Here is a 20,383-nt window from a genome sequence, read left to right on the forward strand (position 1 = left end):
TGGATTTTCCTGACCAGACCAGTCTCCCCATCCAGGGGAATTATCTATAACTAGATCCAGGCAGCTTGCCGAAGCGCCAGTAGCGTTATTCGGCACGCAGTCATGGCTTTGTGAAATTAGTTGGTGGTCTTTTTGCGTTGCCCGCTGGCCCAACGTCAGGATGTTCCACGTGGAACATCCAAGCATGCAGGCTGCGAATCAACCTGAGTGGATGGCGCTTCAATCAGTATTCGTACCCAAGGAAAAACGACCATAGAAGCTCTCAATTGGTACAAACTGGGGAAGGCGCAGGGCAGTCCCAAAATCGAATTCATCCACCGTGTGTTCAGGGATGCATTTAAACAGGCAGCCTAAGTCGAAGGGGAACTAACACGATGAATCCAGAGCTGAGTCGCTAGTGTCGGAATTGAACTCCTGAATAAGGCTGATCACTTATTCAGGAGAGTGTGAAACCCGGCGAACGTACCGAACGAGGAAAAATGGCCACGAGTGGAAATCATTGAAGAACAACTGTCGAGCTCGGGAAACACAGGATGCGGCGCACAAGAATGAGCCCGCGATGTTCCTGAATCAGGGGTCTCTCAGCAGGCTCGCCAAGCAGATGCATTCGGCCAGATCACCCCTCACGACGCATCCGAAGTCGCATCAGCCTCTAGTGCGTGCACCTCTTTTCGCCCATAAGCACGAATGATGGTAATCCCTGATATCCAATGCCGGACAGAACAATATCGCGTAAGCAAACGGAGGAATGCACTACAGCCGAATTCCCTCATGACATAAAATCACGGGCACGGCCCGGCATTGAAACAACACGGCTATCGACCCAAAGCTGCAGACGGGAGACTCAGCTGCAATCAAGAATTTCCGCATCCCATGCCAGACACGCCATCATGATGAATTTATAAATTTTCGGCCTCTCAATCGGTTTCATGCCGGAATTTGCGAAATGCCGGATATCAAAATCTCCTGAAATTTTCATCCGTGCCCGTCCGAAATTCATCACGAAAGAGCCACAGGAAATTCTGCAGCAGGATGATAGCCGTGCTGAACGCGTCCACAAGAAACGCCTCCTGCCGAAGCGGCCCCAAGAGCGCCATTAAGCCTATTAATGGGGCTGAGCAGTACCAAGAGTCATTTCCGTCAATATACGGGCCTTCCCGGCCCTTCCTGAGCGTTTGATGCCGTATCTAAAAACCAGACTCCGAGCCGGAAGCGATCAAATACAGAAACCCTCCTCCGGACACAGAATCTTGAACCGACTCAGCGCCCTCCCGGAATTTCAGCGTAATTCATGCCGCCTTGAAAATTCAGCACGACGCTGCCGATGCTGAAAATTTCAATCACATCCCGGGAAATTTACTGAGCTATACATGCTGTTGAGAATTTATAAATTCACTGGATAGCAGGCATAAAAAAAACCCCTGCGGAAATTTCCCGCAGGGGTTTTTTTATCGTCCTGAAAATTTACACGTCGAGGTTCGCCACCATCAGCGCGTTCATCTCGATGAATTCGCGGCGCGGTTCCACGGCATCCCCCATCAGGCAGGTGAACATCTGGTCGGCGCGGATCGCGTCTTCAATGGTCACCTTCAGCATGCGGCGGTTGTTGGGATCCATGGTGGTTTCCCACAACTGCTCGGGGTTCATTTCCCCCAGCCCTTTATAGCGCTGGATGGCGTTACCGCGGCGCGATTCGCTCATCAGCCACAGCCAGGCATCCTTGAAACGCGAAACCGGCAGCACGCGCTCCCCGCGCTTGATGTAAGCCCCTTCTTCCAGCAGGCCCAGCAATTGCGCGGTCAGGTCGCCAATGCGGCGGTATTCCGGCGAGGCGAAAAAGTCATAGCTGAGGCGGTAGTTGTGCGGTACGCCGTGCGCCACCACTTCAATCTGCGGAATGAAGCGGTGCTGTTCGCTATCCGGCATCACTTCCACCAGGAAACGCTGGCTGGGATCGGCAGCGTTGTCGAGGGCGGCCTGCAGTTTCACGCCCCAGGCGCGCACTTCGGCTTCGTTGCCCAGGGCCTCGACCGACAGCACCGGCAGGCTCAGCAGCTGTTCCAGCATCACTTCCGGGTACAGGCGCGCCATGCGGCGGATCAGGTTCTGAACGCGGCGGTAATCGGTCATCAGGGCGGCCAGCGCCACACCGGACAAGGGCGGCGCCTCCGGATTCACATACAGCGCGGCATCGTCCAGGGCGGTATTGGTCAGGTAGTTTTCCAGCGCGTCATCATCCTTGACGTACTGTTCCTGCTTGCCGCGCTTCACCTTGTACAGCGGCGGCTGGGCGATGTAGATATGGCCACGCTCCAGCAGTTCCGGCATCTGGCGGAAGAAGAAGGTCAGCAGCAGCGTGCGGATGTGCGAACCGTCAACGTCGGCGTCGGTCATCAGGATGATCTTGTGGTAACGCAGCTTGTCCGGATTGTATTCGTCGCGGCCGATGCCGCAGCCCAGCGCCGTGATCAGCGTGCCGACTTCGGCGGAGGACAGCATCTTGTCGAAGCGCGCCTTTTCGACGTTGAGGATCTTGCCCTTCAGCGGCAAAATCGCCTGCATCTTGCGGTTGCGGCCCTGCTTGGCGGAGCCGCCGGCGGAGTCACCTTCGACGATGTACAGTTCGGACAGCGCCGGGTCCTTTTCCTGGCAATCAGCCAGCTTGCCGGGCAGGCCGGCGATGTCCAGCGCGCCCTTGCGGCGGGTCATTTCGCGGGCCTTGCGCGCGGCTTCGCGGGCGCGGGCGGCGTCAATGATCTTGCCGACGATGGTCTTGCCGACGTTCGGATTTTCCAGCAGGTACTCGTCCAGCTTCTCGTTCATGGTCTGGGCCACGACGTTGGTCACTTCCGACGACACCAGCTTGTCCTTGGTCTGGCTGGAGAATTTCGGGTCCGGCACCTTCACCGACACAATGGCGGTCAGGCCTTCGCGCATGTCATCGCCGGTGGCGGACACCTTCTCCTTCTTGAAGAAGCCTTCCTTCTCCATGTAGTTGTTCAGCGTCCGCGTCAGCGAGGTGCGGAAGCCCTGCAGGTGCGTGCCGCCGTCGCGCTGCGGAATGTTGTTGGTAAAGCAGTAGACGTTTTCCTGATAGGCGTCATTCCACTGCAAAGCGACTTCCACGCCGATGCCGTTGGTTTCCGGGCCTTGCGGCACGATGAAGTGGAAGACCTTGTTCAGCGTGGTCTTGTTGGTGTTCAAGTAGGCGACAAAGGCCGCCAGGCCGCCTTCATAGGCAAAGATTTCTTCCTGGCCGCTGCGCTCGTCCTTCAGGACAATGCGCACCCCGGCATTAAGGAACGACAGCTCACGCAGGCGCTTGGCGAGGATGTCATAGGAAAAATGGATGTTGGTGAAGGTTTCCGGGCTGGGCCAGAAATGGACTTCGGTGCCGCGCCGTTCGGTCTCACCGACTTCGCGCAACGGGAATTGCGGCTCGCCATGGCCGTATTCCTGTTCGTAGACCTTGCCGTTGCGGCGGATCACCAGACGCAGCTTGGTCGACAGCGCGTTCACCACCGAGACGCCGACGCCGTGCAGACCGCCCGAGACCTTGTAACTGTTGTCGTCGAACTTGCCGCCGGCGTGCAGCACCGTCATGATCACTTCGGCGGCAGACACGCCTTCTTCCTCGTGAATGTCGACGGGAATGCCACGACCGTTGTCGGTGACGGTAATCGATTCATCGGTATGGATGGTGACGGTGACCTCGGTGCAATACCCGGCCAGTGCTTCGTCGATCGCGTTATCCACCACTTCGAAAACCATGTGATGCAAGCCGGAACCGTCATCGGTGTCACCGATGTACATGCCCGGACGTTTGCGTACCGCATCCAGGCCCTTCAGGACCTTGATGCTGGAGGAATCGTAATTGCTGCCATCACTCATGTTGTTTCCTCGGGTGTATAACGGGCGGGCGAAATCTTGCCCTGTTCCACGTGGAACAATTCCGCCTGCGAATCCAGCTGTTGCAACAACGGCCAAAGCTGATCCGCCTCGACGGACGTGATCAGCACCTGGGCCTGAAGGTCAAATAAGGTCGCCAGCAGGCGCTGCCGCGCCCCGGCATCCAGTTCGGACGCCAGGTCATCCAGCAACACCACACAACGACGCTCTTGCGCGTGCAGGAAGGCCACCTGCGCCAGTTTCAGGGCGCATATCAGGAGTTTCTTCTGTCCCCTCGACAGGACCGCCTCTACCTGCCCCAAATCGCATTTCAGGCGCAAATCGGCGCGGTGCGGCCCCAGTTGGGTATGCCCTCGTTCCCGGTCGCGGAAGCGCGTCTCACGCCATTGCTCCGCCAGTTCCCGGTCTGCAGCGAACCCCGCATTATACTCCATTCTCAGGGCAATATCAGGCAGAAGCACCGGCAATACCCGTTCCAGATGCTGCCGCCAGATTTCCACCGTGCGCGCCCGCATACCGTCAATCAGCTGGGCGGTGCGCGCCATTTCGGCCTCCCAGACCTGGAATTCGGCATCATTGGCGGCAGGCAGTTTCAACAAGGCATTCCGCTGCGCCAATGCTTTCTGGTAACGGATCCACAAGCCGTAAAAGGAATGTTCCACGTGGAACACCAGCCAGTCGAGCAACTGCCGACGCGGGCGGCTGCCGCCGTCCAGCAGGTCCATGCCGTCGGGATGGATCAGCTGCACCGGCAGGTCAAAGGCAAACTCGGCCAATTGGTTGATACTGACACCATTGCGACGCAACTGGTGGGTACCATCCATCAGCTTGGCAATACCCAAGGCATGACCGGAATCGAGTTCGGCATAGACGGTACAGGACGGGCGACCGTCCTGGATGTAATGGCGGGCTTGCGGGGAACGGAAGGACCGGCCGAGTCCGAGGATATGCACGGCTTCGAGCAAGGAGCTCTTGCCGCTGCCGTTGAGGCCGTAAAAGAGGTTCAGGCGTGCCAGGGACAGGGAATCCGCCGCCGTCAGGTTGCGGACCCCATGAACGTCCAGACGCTTGATCACCGGTGCGGAATCACAGGCGCATCGGCATCACGACATACAGCGCGTCCTGATTGTCGGACTCCTGCACCAGCGCCGAGGCATTGCCGTCGCTGAGCACCAGCTTGGCGTTGGCGCCCTGCAGCACCGCCAGCACATCCAGCAGGTACTGGACGTTGAAGGCGATTTCCAGCGCATCGCCCTGATATTCGGCCTGCAATTCCTCGCGCGCTTCTTCCTGCTCGGGGTTGTTGGCCTGGATATGCAGTTCGTTGTCCTTCAGGAACAGGCGCACACCACGGTATTTCTCGTTGGTCAGGATGGCCGCGCGCTGCAGCGCCTGACGGAACTCGTCGTGGTTGACCAGCACAATCTTGTCGCCGCCCTTCGGCAGCACGCGGTTGTAATCGGGGAATTTGCCGTCAATCAGTTTCGAGGTGAAGGCGACATAACCTTCGTGGCTGTCTTCTCCTTCTTTCGCCTTCGGCGACAGCACCGGCACCGTCACCTGCATGTGACCCGTACCAAAGGTCAGGTGCAGCAGTGAATCATCTTCCGACACCAGACGCTGCAATTCCTGCACACCCTTGCGCGGCAAGATGACCTGGATGCGTTCCGCCGGCGTGGCTTCAGCAACCGCATCAAACAACGCCAGACGGTGACCGTCAGTGGTGACTGCGCGCAACTGGTTATGGTTGACCTCGAACAACATGCCGGTCAGGTAATAACGCACGTCCTGGAGCGCCATGGCGAAGGCGGTGCGATCCATCAGGTGCTTGAGGTTGCGCTGGCTGATCTTCAGCGAGAACGCGCCTTCATCATCCTCCAGGCTCGGGTAATCGGCCGCCGGCAAGGTGGTCAGCGTGAAACGGCTGCGGCCGGAACGCAGCTGCAGCTTCTGATCTTCCAGGCTGAGATCGATGCGGGCGTTGGCGGGCAAGGATTTGCAGATATCCAGCAGCTTGCGGCACGGCACGGTGATTTCCCCGGCTTCCATCACCTGCCCGGCATCCAGGCGCTGCGTCGCCACCAGCTCCACTTCCAGATCGGTGCCGGTGCACGACAATTCATTGTCATGAATCCGGATCAGCACATTGGCCAGGATCGGCATGGTGTGCTTGCGTTCCACGACGCCGGCCACTTGTTGCAGACACTTGAGTAATGTTTCACGGGTAATTGAAAGTTTCATCTTTTATTCCTTGGAGTTCTAAACCTGCAGTGAACGCAACAAATTGTGATAATCCTGCGCAACCTCTTTATCCAGCTTGCGCAACTCTTCGATCTTATCGCAGGCATGCATGACTGTCGTATGGTCGCGGCCGCCAAATGCCCCGCCGATATCAGGGAAGCTTTCATCCGTCAGTTCGCGGGACAGCGCCATCGCCATCTGCCGGGGCCGGGCATAAATGCGCAGGCGGCTTTTGCCGGTCAGTTCACGCGGCGGAATACGATAATACTCCGCGACCAGCTTGAGAATGCTGTCCACGTTCACTTTTCGCGACCGGATGGCCAGCATGTCCTTCAGCGCATCCTTCACGACATCAATATCAATCGGCCGGCCGCGGAATTTGGCGGTGGCGATGACCTTATTCAACGCCCCTTCCAGTTCGCGGACATTGGCCTGAATGTGTTGGGCAATGAAGACAGCGGCCGCCTTCGGTAATTCCACCTTCTGGTTCTCGGCCTTCTTGCGCAGGATGTTGACGCGCAATTCCAGTTCCGGTGGTTCCAGCTCCACCGCCAGCCCCCAGGAAAATCGCGATTTCAGCTGGTCATCCAGATCGGGAATTTCCTTGGGATGATACAGCGAGGTCAGGATCATCTGACCGCCGGTTTCCAGCAAGCTGTTGAAGGTATAGAAGAATTCTTCCAGTGTCGCCTTCTTGCCCGCCAGCTGGTGAATATCGTCGATCAGCAGCAGATCCAGCTCGCGGCAGGACTGCTTGAATTCCTCGGTGGCGCCGCGCTGCACCGCCGACACGAATCCGCCGACGAATTTGTCAGCCGGCAGGTAGAGAATTCGCGCATCCGGCTTGGCTTCCAGCAGGGCATGGCCCACCGCCTGCATCAAGTGCGTTTTACCCAGACCGGTGGCGCCGTACAGGAACAGCGGGTTGTAACCGCCCTGCCCCGGATGCTGGACGACTTCCATGCAGGCCGCGTGCGCCATCTGCGTTGACTTGCCCTGAACAAAATTCGCCATGGTGTACAGCGGATTCAGCGACGGCCGCGGCTTGCGGGCGGTCGGCGAGGTCATCGCCACCGCCAGCTGCATGTCATCGGCGCGCACCGGACGGGTGCCGACCTCCAGCATCACGTCCTGGATCTTGCCTTCGCTGCGTTCCAGCACCAGTTCGCGGATGCGGCCCAAGTATTCCTTGGCGATGTGCTTCTGGAAAATCGGGTTTGGCGCGAACAACCGCAACGTCGTCCCGGATTCCTCGGCCTGCAGCGGCCGGATCCACATCCCGTACAGCCGGACCTGCATCTCGTCCTTCAGGATTTCCGTGCATTGTTCCCAAATCATCGGCCGTCTCCCGGCGTTCCGGCCCGGCAATCGGCGTCAAGCCGGGCTTTTCCGTGATGTTTCAAGGCGTTTCGCATACAAACCTGTGGATAACTATGTGGATATGTCTTGTGGGTAACCCTGTGGATAACTTCCTTAGGGAAATTCAACGGGAATTTATCCACATCCGCTCCCCAAGGTTATCCACAGCAAAAATTCAATGCCCTGCGTTGTGCCCCGCATTTATCCACAGAATTTGCCATATCCCAGTATAAATTCCAAATTCAAATTTGAATTTAAATTTATAAATTCTTGTAGTAAGCTTCGCATCGTTCTGGGGATAAGCCGAATTTCGAATTTTGTGACCCGCCCCGTCACAGGAAATTTCCGGCAATATCATTTGACACACCTTTTAGTGGCCCCTAAAATGGCGGGCTTTTGTGCATCCGGCCTTTTCCTGGCCCAATTTTTTGAGTGAAAAATCATGAAGCGTACCTTCCAGCCCAGCGTGATCAAGCGCAAACGGACTCACGGTTTCCGCGCTCGCATGGCCGACAAGAATGGCCGCCAGGTTCTGGCCCGTCGTCGCGCCAAGGGTCGCAAGCGTCTGACCGTGTGAGTACCGTTGAACGCTGTCTTTTCCGGCCTGAACATCGCCTGCTAACCCCGCGTGATTTTCAGGCTGTATTTGACAGCCCGCAGTGCAAGGTGGTTCAACCCGCCTTTGTGATGTTGATTCGCGCCAATGCCGGGGATGTCCCGCGTCTGGGTCTGGTGTTTGCACGAAAAAAAGTCCGGTTTGCCGTTGAACGCAACCGGTTGAAACGTCTGGTCAGAACGAGCTTTCGCCTGCACCAGCACGAGCTGCCCGCCGCCGATGTGGTGTTCGTGGCGCGGCAAGGTCTGGACCAGCTGGACAACGCCGCCTTTCTGGCCCTGCTCGAAAAGGCCTGGCAACAGCTGAACCGGCGTTTTCGCGCTTCACCCAAGCCAGTGGCCAGCCATGAAAATTCTGCTGCTCCTGCCGATCCGGGCTTACCAGTACGCCCTTAGCCCCCTGATGGGCGCCAACTGCCGTTTTTATCCAACCTGTTCCGCTTACGCTGAAGAAGCTGTCCGCACCCATGGTGCATTAAAGGGCGGTTATCTTGCCTCGCGCCGCCTTCTGCGCTGTCACCCGTGGGGAGGCAGCGGCTACGACCCTGTCCCTGAAACCTTTTCCTGGTCTCGTTTGGAATCTTGAATATGCAATGGGTTCGCAACCTGATATTGGTGGGCCTGGCGATTGTCAGCTATCTGCTGATCCTCGCCTGGCAAAAAGATTATGGCGCCGTACCACCGGCGCCGACCGCCGCCGTGGCACCGGCCGCTGTTCCCGCCGGCTCTGACTTGCCGGGAGCGCCGGCTGCGCCTGTGGCCAACAGCGACATTCCGCCCGCACCGTCCGCCGCCGGCCCCCTGCCGGTCACGGCCGTCCAGCCGCTGTCGACCGGCCTGGTCAAGGTGCGCACCGATGTGCTGGATGTGACGATTGATCCGCAGGGCGGCGATATCGTCAATGTCGCCTTGCCGGGATATACCCGCACCGTCACCAGCGAGGAACCGTTCCACCTGCTGGAAAACAGCCCGCAACGCGTCTTTGTCGCCCAGTCGGGTCTGATCGGCGCGAATGGTCCGGATGCCCGTCCCGAAGGCCGTCCGCTGTATCAGGCGCAAAAGAATTCCTGGCAGCTGCAACCCGGCCAGCAAGAGCTGAAGGTTGACCTGAAATTCGCGGACGCCGCCGGGGTCGAAATTCACAAAATTTACACCTTCAGCGCCGGTCACTACGACGTCAAGGTGGCGTATGAAGTCATCAACCGCTCGACCCAGCCCTGGCGTGGTTCCCTGTATGGCCAGCTGAAGCGTGACAATACCGAAGACCCCAGCAAGAACCATCAGGGCATGATGGGGATGTCGACGTATCTGGGCGCGGCCTGGGGAACCCCGGACAAGACGTTCAACAAGCTGCAGTTCAAGAATTTTGTGGATGAACCGTTGAACCAGACCGTCAAGGGCGGCTGGACGGCGATCGTGCAGCATTATTTCGTGACTGCCTGGGTGCCGTCGGCTTCCACCGCCAATCAGCTGACCAGTCGTCAGTCGGCGGACCAGCGTTTTCATTTCATCGGCTTCACCACGCCGGAATTCGTGGTTCCCGCCGGGCAGCAGCAACAGGTGGCCGCCACCTTCTATGCCGGTCCCAAGGTTCAGGACAAGCTGAAGCATCTGGCCCCCGGTCTGGAGCTGACGGTGGATTACGGTTGGTTGTGGTTCATCGGCCAGATCCTGTTCTGGTTGCTGAAGACGATTCATGCCCTGGTCGGCAACTGGGGCTGGGCCATCATCGGCCTGACCGTGACGGTCAAGGCGCTGTTCTTTCCGCTGTCGGCCAAGAGCTACAAGTCGATGGCCAACATGCGCCGGGTGACGCCGGAACTGCAGCGCATCAAGGAACAGTTCGGCGCCGACCGCCAGAAGATGTCCGTGGAAATGATGGCGCTGTACAAGCGTGAAAACATCAATCCCGTGGCCGGCTGCCTGCCGATCCTGATCCAGATGCCGGTGTTCCTGGCGCTGTACTGGGTACTGATGGAAAGCGTGGAACTGCGTCATGCGCCGTGGCTGCTGTGGATCAACGACCTGGCGGCGATGGATCCGTACTTCGTGCTGCCGCTGCTGATGGGCGCCACCATGTATGGTCAGCAGATGCTGAATCCGCAACCGACCGACCCGATGCAGGCCAAGGTGTTGCGCATGATGCCGATCATGTTCACGGTGTTCATGCTGTGGTTCCCGTCCGGCCTGGTGCTGTACTGGGTGGTCAACAACACCCTGTCCATCATCCAGCAGGCCATCATCACCCGCCAGATCGAGGCGGCGGCGAAGAAAGCCTGATCTTCCAGGCTGTTCCGCCAAAAAGGCCGTTCTCTGAACGGCCTTTTTTTATTAGGGTAGAAGCCCTGCCGTTTGCATCCGTTGCTGGAAAATCCTTGCCATGAAACCGCTTGCCCGTACCGACACCATTGCCGCCATTGCTACGCCCGCCGGTCGCGGCGGCGTTGGCATCATACGTCTCTCCGGCCCGAAGGCGCTGGAATTCGCGCTGCGGATGACCGATCCGGGACGACCGCTGCAAGCGCGTCAGGCGCATTTCCGCCGTTTTCATGATGCCGCCGGCGAGGTACTGGACGAGGGGATTGCCCTCTATTTTCCGGGGCCGAATTCCTTTACCGGGGAAGACGTGGTGGAACTGCAAGGGCATGGCGGACCGGTGCTGATGGACATGTTGCTGAAGCGGACGCTGGAACTGGGGGCGCGCATGGCCCAGCCGGGCGAATTCTCGCAGCGCGCCTTTCTCAATGACAAGCTGGATCTGGCGCAGGCCGAGGCTATCGCCGACCTGATTGACGCTTCCTCGCAGGCGGCCGTGAAGTCGGCGACCCGTTCCCTGCAGGGGGCATTTTCGCAACGCATCCAGGTGCTGCTCGATAGCCTGATCAAACTGCGCTTGTACGTGGAAGCGGCGATCGATTTTCCGGATGAGGAAATCGATTTCCTCAGCGACGGCGTGGTGGCGGGCAGGTTGCAGGCCGTCATGGCGAATCTGGATCGGGTGATGCAGGAGGCCAGGCAGGGCAGTCTGCTGCGGGAAGGCGTGCGGGTGGTGATCGCGGGGAAGCCGAACGCCGGCAAATCCAGCCTGCTGAACGCGCTGGCCGGGTATGAGGCCGCGATCGTGACCGATATCGCCGGGACCACCCGTGACGTGCTGCGCGAGCAAATTCATCTGGACGGTTTGCCGCTGCATATCATCGACACCGCCGGATTGCGGGAGACGGAAGACCGGGTGGAGCAGGAGGGAATTCGCCGCGCCTACCGGGAAATGGGGCAGGCGGACGGAATTCTGCTGGTTTATGATTTATCCACAGAATTATCCACAGGGGAAATTCCGCTGGCCCTGGCGCAGCGCTTCTTCGATCCCTTGCCGCCGCCGGACAAGCTGTGTTTTGTCGCCAACAAGGCGGATCTGGCCGGTGAGCCGGTGAGCGTGGGCGAGGCGGGCGGATACCGTCATATCACCTTGTCCGCCCGCAATGGCGAAGGCATGGGCTTGTTGCGCGATCATCTCAAGGCGCTGGTGGGCTATCAGGATGCCGAACATAGTCCGTTCATTGCCAGAAGGCGTCATCTGGACGCCCTGCAACGCACGCGGGAAGCCTTGCAGGCGGCCGATGCGCAGCTGCATGGCGCGGCGCTGGGGGAATTGATGGCGGAAGACTTGCGGGCCGCACAGCAGGCGCTGGGCGAGATTACCGGCGAATTCTCGGCGGACGATCTGCTCGGGAAAATTTTCGGATCATTCTGCATCGGCAAGTAACGGAAATTCAGAAATTTCCGCATGCCGGGGACGGAAATTTTCCTACCGGCCCAGACATTGTTCCATGGCCTGACCGAGTAAGGTCAGCCCGCCGACAAAACTGTCCGCCTGGCGTAAGCCTTCATCCAGCACCGCAATGCGGTCTTTCGGGCCGGCGACCTGCTGCAGCAATCCGGCTCCGGAGGCCGGTTCGCGCACCAGACAGGTAATGCCGCGTTCATGCACCCGCTTTTTCATCGCCAGCAGATGTCGCGCTCCCGGCCGGCTTTCCGTCTCGCTGCTGAGGCTGCCCGCCAGATGCAGGTTCAGGCTTTTTTCCAGATACTGATAGGCATCGTGGTAGGCGACGTATTCATGGCGAGGCAGGGCGGCGATGCGTTGTTGCAGGGGTTGCCAGGCTGTCTTCAGCGTTTGCGCGAAATGTTCGGCGTTGGCGCGGTATCGGTCGGCCAGCGCCGGTTGCCGCCGCGCGCGGTCTTCGGCGATGGCGCGGGCGATCAGGATGGCGTTGTCCGGATCCAGCCAGACATGGGTATCCAGCGAGCCGGGCAGGGGCGAGCCGTCCTCGGCCTTGCGCCGGGGCAGCCGCTTCAGGCCGGGCAGAGCGGTGACATTCAGCGTTCCCGGTCCGTTCTTGATCAGTCCGGCGAGAAAGCGTTCGTGCGCCGGGCCGACCCAGATGACCAGCTCTGCCTGTTTCAGCCGCTGGCGGTCGGAAGGGCGCAGGCTATAGTCGTGCGGGGACAGGCCGTCCGGTAACAATTGCACCGGCTGCTCGATGCCGTCGGTGACTGCGCGGGCGATCAGCGTCAAGGGCTTGATGGTGGTGACAACGCTGTTAGCCTGGGCGACGGCGCTCCCTCCGGCGAAGAGGGCGACCGACAGCAGCCCGATCAGGATTTTCCTCATGCGGCTTCAAACAACCCTGTGCTAGAATCAGTACGTTATATTGTTGCATTTATTGGCGGGATTACCAACCCATGAAATCGGACGCTTTTGTGCCGCATGCCCATGAGCATTGCATTCACGACGCCATGCACGCCGCCGAGCATCTCTGCGCCGAGCGCGGCGTCCGCCTGACCGAGATCCGCCGCCGCGTGCTGGAACTGGTCTGGGAAAGCCATCAGCCGCTGGGCGCCTACGGCATCCTGGACCGTCTGACCGCCGAGGGCCACAAACCGGCGCCGCCGACCGTCTACCGCGCGCTGGACTTCCTGCTGGAGCAGGGCCTGGTGCACCGCATTGCCTCGCTTAACGCCTACATGGGCTGCGCCGATCCGTCCCACCAGCATCTGGCGTGCTTTCTGCTGTGTGAAAAGTGCGGAAACGCGGAGGAGCTGGAAGACAGCCTGGCCGTGATGAAAGCCCTGCAGACCAGCGCCGACAAGCGCGGTTTCCGTATCCGCCAGCCGATGCTGGAAATCGGCGGCTTGTGCCGCGCCTGCCGCGAACCGGGAGCGGCTTCGTCGTGACCGGACCATTGCTGGAGCTGACCGGCATTGACTGGTCGCGGGAAGGCCGCCGCATTCTGAACCGGGTGAGCCTGACGGTGCAGCGTGGCGAGATCGTCACGCTCATCGGCCCCAACGGCGCGGGCAAGTCGACGCTGGTGCAGATCGCCGTGGGCCTGCTGAAGCCGGACGCCGGCGTCTGCCGCCGCCAGCCGGGCTTGCGCATCGGTTATGTGCCGCAGGCGCTGACACTGGATCCCTCGCTGCCGCTGACGGTGGGCGGCTTCATGCGGTTGCAGGCGCGCAAACTGGCGGCGGCGGACGTGGGTCAGGCGCTGGCGGAAACCGGGGTCGGCGACTTGCATGACCGGTCGGTGCATGCCTTGTCCGGCGGCGAATGGCAGCGGGTGCTGCTGGCGCGCGCGCTGTTGCAGCAACCGGATCTGCTGGTGCTGGATGAACCGATGCAGGGCGTCGACCTGACCGGGCAGGAAGAGTTGTACCGCTTGCTGGCCGAGGTGCCGCGCCGTTACCGCTGCGGTATCCTGATGGTGTCGCACGATCTGCATCTGGTGATGGCGTCGACCGACCGGGTGATCTGCCTGAACGGCCATGTCTGTTGCGAAGGCCATCCGGAATCGGTCACCAGCCATCCCGAATACCTGCGGCTGTTCGGCTGGCAGGGCAGTCAGGGGTTGGCGGTCTACAGCCATCATCACGACCACCGCCACGATGTTCACGGATGCGTGACTCCGTCGTCGGCGCAGGCCGGGAGCTAAGCCATGTGGGAAATTCTCTGGCCCGCCTGGGCGGGCGGGGTGCTGGCGGCATTGATGGCCGCGCCGTTGGGATGCCTGCTGGTCTGGCGGCGCTTGGCCTTTTTCGGCGACAGCCTGGCGCATGCCACCTTGCTGGGCGCGGGGCTGTCGCTGCTGTTTCACATTCCGGTGTGGGGCGGCATTCTGGGCGTATGCCTGCTGCTGGCGTTACTGCTGGCTGGATTGCTTGACCGCAGCCGCCTGCCCTCGGACGCCCTATTGTCCTTGCTGTCGGCAACCCTGCTCAGCGCCGGGCTGATCGCCATCCGGTTCAATCCCGGCGCACCGGTGGATCTGCAGGCCTGGCTGTTCGGCGACCTGCTGGCGCTGACGCCGTCCGACCTGCCGTTGCTGGCGGGCGGGGCCGTGGTCATTCTGGGCACGGTTTTCGCGTTGTGGCGACCGCTGGTGCTGTCGACCCTGGACGAGCGGCTGGCGGCGGTGGAGGGCGTGCCGGTGCTGCGCCTGCGCGTGTTGCTGCTGTTGCTGCTGGCGCTGGCGGTCTCGCTGGCGATGAAGGTGGCCGGCAGTCTGTTGATCACGGCCTTGCTGGTGATACCGCCGCTGGCCGTGCGTCCCCTGGCGCGCCAGCCAACCGCGATGGCGCTTCTGGCCGCGCTGGCGGGGGTTGCGGCGGTTTCCGGAGGCCTGGCGGCCAGCTTCAAGTGGGATACGCCCGTAGGCCCCAGCATCGTGCTCAGTGCGACCCTGCTCTTCCTGGCGGGACGATTGCTGCCGATGAAAACGAATCATTAACCCTGCAGGGAATATTGTTTACCGATGGGGAGGCTGTCTGGCTAATGGCGGACTAAAATGATAAAACGATCACAGTCTGCTTCCTGCAATCTCCCTACGCTTCGAGAGCGTCTTCTCGGGTTTTTACGCGGATACAACGGATAAATTCCAGCGGCCGAACCATGCAAGGTTTTGATTTGAAATGACAACGACATCTGGCCTGAATATCCCCGAGAAACAATTGTCCCGCCTGTCGCAGGTCGGCCACGGCCGGGGCGAGATGCAGGCCTGGGTCAATAACTTGCCGATCATGAATACGGCGGAAACCGGCAAGAAGCTGTACCAGACGCTGGGTGAACTGGCGACCCTGCATATTGATGATGATGACCGCTACGAACTGGTTGAAATCCTGGAACCCGCCGTTACCAATCTGATCCGCGCCCTCAGCCATGGCCTGCAAAACCAGCCGGTCAAGCTGCCGCATGCCGCGCGCCGCGCCGCCGTGCTTAGTCAGGCGCTGCACCTGCAGTTGGCGCTGGATTACAAGGTGGTCGCCGTTGGCACCCTGCAGCGTCTGGAAGGCGGCAAGGTCGGGTTCATGAACCTGGGCAAGCGCAGCGCCCAGCAGTTGGCCGCGAACGCCGTCCAGCGCTGTCTGGGTGAATGTATCCGCTTGATCCGTCATGCCGCGCTGCTGTATTTCCCGCTGCCGGACGGCGTGTGGCTGGATATTCACAGCCTGTTCCGCCTGGCCTGGACCCACGACCTGATTGATGTGCCGGTGAAAGACCGGCACAGCGTGCATCTGGCGGAAACCAGCATTCGCCACACCTACCTGCGCGCCGTGATGCTTGGCGCTTCCCAGACCAACAAACTGCGTCCATCCGAACTGGATATCCTGTACGCTGAAAGTGAATCCTGGGCGACGCTGCTGAAGCTGGAAACCTCACCCGCGCAAGCCTTGCTGGTTTGTGATGCTGACGATCTGGCGCCGGGCTTCCGCCACCGCGCCGCGCCCAAGCCCGGCAGCTGGTTCATCCGCAGCGAGGCGCTGGTGCAGCATTTCCAGGCTAATCCCGGCGCCATTCCCGCCAGCTTGCAGGATCATCTGCTGGGACTGTGGCGGCGGGGGCGGGAACGCATGTTTGAGCGTCGGCCTTGTGAAAAGCCCGTGCTGATTTGTCTGGGCCTTTCCGCCGCCCATTACTTTCTGGCCGGACAACGCGAGTTCCGGGTGGTGGTGAAGGGCAACGAGGAAAAGAAGACCGCCGCCCAGCCGGCGTTCCTGTTTGGCCTGGAAGAGGAGACCGTGGAGGAACAGCCGGATGCCTGGCAGATTTCCTACGCCACGGTGACCACCATTGATCAGGATGCCGATCGTGACAAGGAAGAGCAGGCGGAGGTCGCTCCGGCGGTCACTTACGTTCCCTACCATGTCGAGGCCTTCAATGTCTCACCGGGCGGCTACGGCATCCGCTGGCCGGGCAATCCGCCGGCGTCGCTGCGTCCGGGTGAAATCATTGCCATCAGCGAGGAGCGCGGCAAGGGCTGGAATGTCGGGCTGCTGCACTGGGTGCGCATGACCACGGAATACCAGGTTGAAGCGGGGCTGGAGTTGTTGTCGGCGCAGGCCAAGCCGTGCGGCATCTGCCGTATCCGCAACCTGCGCGAGGACAGCGACTACCTGCGCGGCTTCCTGATTCCCGAGATGAAATCCCTGGATCAACCCGCCACCCTGGTGACGTCGGGCACCACCTTCGCCGTGGGTTCCGATGTCAAGATCAGCCTGGCCGGGCAAACCGTGCTGGCGCAATTGACCAAGCTGGTGTTGTCCACGGCCAGCATCAGCCAGTATGAATTTGCGGTGCTGAATACCTCTGCGCCGGTCAGGGCGCCTGATCATGACGCCACGCTGGAATCCAACATTGACGCCATGTGGGAACAGCTGAAACCCTGAGTATCAGGCGTTGGCCGCCCGTTGCCGGGCCTGTTCGCGGAACTGGCGCGGCGTGGCGCCCAGCCACTTGCGGAAGGCGCGGGTGAAATTAGCCGGATCGCTGTAGCCCAACCGCGTCGCCACCTGTTCCACGCTTAATCCCGAATTTTCCAGCAGGCGCATGGCATCGCGGCGGCGTGACTCGTCCAGCAGCGTCTGGAAGGTGGTGCCGTGTTGCTGCAACCGCCGTTTCAGCGTCCGCGTCGACATGAACAGCTTGTCCGCCGCCGTTTCCAGATTGGGATAGCTGCCGTCCGACGCGCCGAACAGCGCCCGCAGCCGGGCCGGCAGATCGCCGGTTCCCTCATTCAGCAGCGCCATTTCCCGTTCACATTGCTCCACGGCCAGCCGCGCCGCCACCGGGTCGGCCATGACCAGCGGCTGGTCCAGGTAATGGCGCGGAAAGCGCAGCTGGTTGGCGGAGCGGTTGAACCGCATGGGCGGCAAGCGGTGTTGGCGGGGGGCGTAATAGTCCGGCTCCGGGAAGTCGAAGTGGATTTCCCCGTCCTGCAGGCTGGTGCCGCTGATGAACGTGCCGGCCCGCGCCAGGCTGAGCAGCAGGCTTTCGAATACGAACTGGCGCAACGGTCCGACCGGATAGTTGGCGTTGGCTTCGACCACCGCCTCGTCACCGTCCTCGTACAGGCGGAAAGTCATCAGGATGGTGCGCAGGCGCACGAATTTCGAGGCCAGTTCGATGGCCTCGCGCAAGGTCTGGCAACTCATGACGCCATAGCCGAGGAAACCGTGCGAGGTGACCGGCGTGCGCAACCCCAATTCATAGCCCAGCGCCGGATTTTTCCCGTAATAGAAAGCGTTCAGCACCAGATGCAGGAACTGGGCGGGCGTAAGGCGGTTATCGGGGTTCTCGAAGGCATCCGCCGCAATGCCGGTGCCTTCCAGCAGGGTTTCGCGGCGTATGCCTTGCTCCACCAGAATTTCCACCAGCAGGCGGGGATAAGCGATCGGCACCGCCGGACGCGAGGGATCGAAATCGGGTTTCATGGGACGACCGTACAAGATTTGACGAAAATCTAGCACTTATGGCCTGAATTGACAACAATGATCCGTGAAAAGCGTCCGACAGCCCGCACATTCGATGCTGGCGCGAGGGCGGTGCAGGCGGTGCCGAGTCTTTCCCGATCAGTAATTACGCCTTCCGCTGATTTGACTTGCCCCGACCCCCGACCTAGAGTGAATCTGTAAAAACTGGAAAAAATCCCGGAGGCCGGGTATGTACGGATTGGTCAACAACCTGCTGGCGGGCACCCTGCAGCGGCAGTACGGTGATGTTGTCTGGCGCGAGATCGCGGCGCGGCTGCCGTTTGACGCCTCGTTCTTCGTCAGCATGAAACCGTACCCGGATGAATGGTCCTACGCCATGGTCGGGACCGCGTGCGAGCTGACCGGCGATACCCCGGAAAACCTGCTGCGTTGTGTCGGCCACCGCTGGGTGAGCGAGAATTCAGCCGGGGAGTACAAGGATCTTTTCACCATCAACGGCCCGGACATCTTCACCTTCCTCTCCAATCTCAACAGCATGCACGCCGCTCTGGGCAACCAGATGCCGGGCCTGCGTCCACCGTCTTTCCTGGTGCAGCGCGATGGCGAGCAGGTGATCCGCGTCCGCTATTACTCCACCCGCGCCGGGCTGGCGCCGCTGGTGACCGGCTTGCTGGAAGGGCTGTGCGATTTCTTTGGCGAGCCGGGAACGGTCAGCCACATCCGCCAACGCGCCGATGAGCGAGATTATGACGAATTCCGGATCGAGCGGACCGCTGCCTGAGGCTTTGCCGCCGGAGCTGATCCGGCTGGATGAAGCGCTGTTTGCCCGCACCCACCCCTTTCACTTGCGGATGGACGACCAGTTGCGCCTGCGCGGCTGGGGACCGGCGATCAGCGTGCTGGCGCCGCGCCTGGTGGCGGGGGAGGCGGTGGCGGATCGGTTCCGCCTGGCCAGCCCGCCGTTGTCGCTGGATCGTGAGGTGGTGGTGCAGACGCTGGAACAGGCGGTGGTGCTGGAACTGGATAATGCGGATGCGCCGCGCCTGGGCGGCAGTTTCTACCCTTTGCCAGACGGAGGATTCCTGTTCCTGGGCTATCCGCAGTTTGGCGATATTGCGCAATTGTTGCATTCGGGTCTGAAGCTGTCGGTGTTTCCCCGTTCCGACGCCATGCATTTCTATGTCGCGGCGCTGTCGATCAAGAACACCGCCCTGCGTGAACTGGAAAACCTGACGCGGACGCTGGAGTCGCGGGTGGAGGAACGCACCGCCGCCTTGCAGCAGGCCAACGAGGAACTCGATCTGGCCCGGCGCGTGGCCGAGTCCGCGAGTCTGGCGAAATCGGAATTCCTGGCCACGGTCAGCCATGAAATCCGCACGCCGATGAACGGGGTGCTGGGCATGACCGAACTGCTGCTGGATACGCCGCTGGACTTTGTGCAGCAGCGGATGGCGAAAACGGTTTATACCTCCGGCGAATCCCTGCTGCGCATCATCAATGACATCCTCGATTTTTCGAAAATGGAGGCGGGCAAGCTGCAACTCAGCACCGAGGATTTCAGTCTGGCCTTGCTGATGCAGGAAGTGGCCGATCTGTACAGTTCGCGTGCTTCAATCAAGGGGTTACTGCTGCACCTGATGATCGAACCCGGCGTGCCCGACGCCCTGCATGGCGATGCGCTGCGGCTGAAACAGATTTTGGGCAACCTGGTCAGTAACGCCATCAAATTCACCGATCATGGCGAGGTTCGGGTGACGGTGACGGCCGGGCGGCAAACCGCCGCCGGCGTCGACCTGCGCTTCGAGGTGCGCGATACCGGCATTGGGTTTGACGAACAGACCCGGGCGCAACTGTTCCAACCCTTTACGCAGGCGGACGGTTCGATGGCGCGGCGTTTTGGCGGCACCGGTCTGGGCCTGGCGATCTGCCGCCAATTGCTGGAGTTGATGGGCGGCGCCATTCTGGCCGAGAGAATCCCGCAGACGGGATCGTCCTTCAGCTTCAGCCTGCAGTTGCCGCTGGCGCGGTCGGTTCCGGCGGCGGAGCCTCCGATCGGCCGCAAGACGCCCTTGCTGAGTCTGGACGGACATGTGCTGCTGGCGGAAGACAATCAGGTCAATGCGGAGTTGGCGACGGCGATGCTGCTGCGCCTGGGGCTGACCGTCACCCGCACGGCCAATGGCCGGGAAGCCCTGGAACAGTTCCGGGTGCGGGAATATGACCTGGTGCTGATGGACTGCCAGATGCCGGAAATGGACGGTTTCGAGGCCGTGCGGCAGATTCGCGCCTGGGAGGCGGCGCAGGATATTGATCCGGGGAATCCCTGCCGCCGGACCCCGGTGGTGGCCGTGACGGCCAACGCCATGTCCGGCGATCGTGAACATTGCCTGTCGGCGGGCATGGACGGTTATTTGTCGAAACCTTTCCGCCGTGACGAACTTTACCAAGCCCTGCGACGATGGCTGCGACCAGCCAAGGAGAATTTGTGATC

The 20,383-nt window shown here is 60.7% G+C and carries 16 protein-coding genes and 1 pseudogene; 11 read left to right on the plus strand and 6 right to left on the minus strand.

Translation table 11 applies throughout. The features are described 5' to 3' along the window. Nucleotides 1-1,464: 1,464 nt before the first annotated feature. The 4 genes from gyrB to dnaA are packed head-to-tail and all read right to left on the minus strand — an operon-like array spanning nt 1,465 to nt 7,488. A complete protein-coding gene (gyrB, locus tag EV700_RS05080; protein ID WP_130411321.1) occupies nt 1,465-3,891 on the minus strand; it encodes a DNA topoisomerase (ATP-hydrolyzing) subunit B in 2,427 nt (808 codons plus the stop codon). Beyond that, entirely contained in the window at nt 3,888-4,985 is a 1,098-nt protein-coding gene (gene recF / locus EV700_RS05085) for a DNA replication/repair protein RecF (protein ID WP_130411323.1), read from the minus strand. Before recF ends, gyrB begins: the two co-directional genes overlap by 4 nt. A 10-nt stretch (nt 4,986-4,995) precedes the next feature. Continuing rightward, complete coding sequence (gene dnaN, locus EV700_RS05090; protein ID WP_130411325.1) at nt 4,996-6,150, minus strand: DNA polymerase III subunit beta; 1,155 nt, start codon at nt 6,148-6,150, stop codon at nt 4,996-4,998. Between the two features lie 18 nt (nt 6,151-6,168). Beyond that, complete coding sequence (gene dnaA, locus EV700_RS05095; protein WP_130411327.1) at nt 6,169-7,488, minus strand: chromosomal replication initiator protein DnaA; 1,320 nt, start codon at nt 7,486-7,488, stop codon at nt 6,169-6,171. 463 nt (nt 7,489-7,951) lie between these two features. On the opposite strand from dnaA, the gene rpmH reads away from it, so the two are divergent. The 5 genes and pseudogenes from rpmH to mnmE all read left to right on the plus strand — a co-directional run bounded on the left by rpmH (nt 7,952) and on the right by mnmE (nt 11,887). Beyond that, the gene (gene rpmH / locus EV700_RS05100) at nt 7,952-8,086 is read left to right on the plus strand and encodes a 50S ribosomal protein L34 (RefSeq protein WP_130411329.1); all 135 of its coding nucleotides are present in this window, start codon (nt 7,952-7,954) and stop codon (nt 8,084-8,086) included. Further along, complete coding sequence (rnpA, locus tag EV700_RS05105) at nt 8,083-8,520, plus strand: ribonuclease P protein component (protein WP_130411331.1); 438 nt, start codon at nt 8,083-8,085, stop codon at nt 8,518-8,520. Before rpmH ends, rnpA begins: the two co-directional genes overlap by 4 nt. Then, a pseudogene (gene yidD, locus EV700_RS05110) lies at nt 8,471-8,677 on the plus strand (membrane protein insertion efficiency factor YidD); the annotation flags it as partial. The gene rnpA and the pseudogene yidD, both read left to right, overlap by 50 nt. 35 nt (nt 8,678-8,712) lie before the next feature. Further along, nucleotides 8,713-10,404, plus strand: coding sequence for a membrane protein insertase YidC (yidC, locus tag EV700_RS05115; protein WP_130411335.1), 1,692 nt, complete (start codon nt 8,713-8,715; stop codon nt 10,402-10,404). Nucleotides 10,405-10,504: 100 nt separating this feature from the next. Then, entirely contained in the window at nt 10,505-11,887 is a 1,383-nt protein-coding gene (mnmE, locus tag EV700_RS05120) for a tRNA uridine-5-carboxymethylaminomethyl(34) synthesis GTPase MnmE (protein WP_130411337.1), read from the plus strand. Between the two features lie 42 nt (nt 11,888-11,929). Here the strand turns inward: mnmE and EV700_RS05125 are convergent, their stop codons facing one another. Beyond that, the gene (locus EV700_RS05125; RefSeq protein WP_130411339.1) at nt 11,930-12,796 is read right to left on the minus strand and encodes a zinc ABC transporter substrate-binding protein; all 867 of its coding nucleotides are present in this window, start codon (nt 12,794-12,796) and stop codon (nt 11,930-11,932) included. A gap of 71 nt (nt 12,797-12,867) precedes the next feature. Between EV700_RS05125 and EV700_RS05130 the strand changes: the two genes are divergently transcribed. From EV700_RS05130 to EV700_RS05145, 4 genes are all read left to right on the plus strand, one after another. Continuing rightward, a complete protein-coding gene (locus tag EV700_RS05130) occupies nt 12,868-13,359 on the plus strand; it encodes a Fur family transcriptional regulator (protein WP_130411341.1) in 492 nt (163 codons plus the stop codon). Continuing rightward, complete coding sequence (gene znuC, locus EV700_RS05135; RefSeq protein ID WP_130411343.1) at nt 13,356-14,117, plus strand: zinc ABC transporter ATP-binding protein ZnuC; 762 nt, start codon at nt 13,356-13,358, stop codon at nt 14,115-14,117. Before EV700_RS05130 ends, znuC begins: the two co-directional genes overlap by 4 nt. Nucleotides 14,118-14,120: 3 nt before the next feature. Beyond that, nucleotides 14,121-14,912 (plus strand): metal ABC transporter permease, encoded by a 792-nt coding sequence (locus tag EV700_RS05140; RefSeq protein WP_130411345.1) that lies wholly within the window; start codon nt 14,121-14,123, stop codon nt 14,910-14,912. 181 nt (nt 14,913-15,093) lie between these two features. Continuing rightward, the gene (locus EV700_RS05145; protein WP_130411347.1) at nt 15,094-16,848 is read left to right on the plus strand and encodes a hypothetical protein; all 1,755 of its coding nucleotides are present in this window, start codon (nt 15,094-15,096) and stop codon (nt 16,846-16,848) included. 3 nt (nt 16,849-16,851) lie between these two features. Here EV700_RS05145 and EV700_RS05150 read toward each other — a convergent pair whose 3' ends face one another. Beyond that, complete coding sequence (locus EV700_RS05150) at nt 16,852-17,892, minus strand: AraC family transcriptional regulator (RefSeq protein ID WP_130411349.1); 1,041 nt, start codon at nt 17,890-17,892, stop codon at nt 16,852-16,854. A gap of 229 nt (nt 17,893-18,121) precedes the next feature. Here EV700_RS05150 and EV700_RS05155 point away from each other — a divergent pair, with 229 nt between their 5' ends. Both EV700_RS05155 and EV700_RS05160 read left to right on the plus strand, forming a co-directional pair. Then, nucleotides 18,122-18,673 (plus strand): heme NO-binding domain-containing protein, encoded by a 552-nt coding sequence (locus tag EV700_RS05155; RefSeq protein ID WP_130411351.1) that lies wholly within the window; start codon nt 18,122-18,124, stop codon nt 18,671-18,673. After that, complete coding sequence (locus EV700_RS05160; RefSeq protein ID WP_130411353.1) at nt 18,639-20,381, plus strand: ATP-binding protein; 1,743 nt, start codon at nt 18,639-18,641, stop codon at nt 20,379-20,381. Before EV700_RS05155 ends, EV700_RS05160 begins: the two co-directional genes overlap by 35 nt. Nucleotides 20,382-20,383: the final 2 nt, after the last annotated feature.

The organism is Fluviicoccus keumensis (assembly GCF_004217445.1).
GTDB lineage: Bacteria > Pseudomonadota > Gammaproteobacteria > Pseudomonadales > Moraxellaceae > Fluviicoccus > Fluviicoccus keumensis.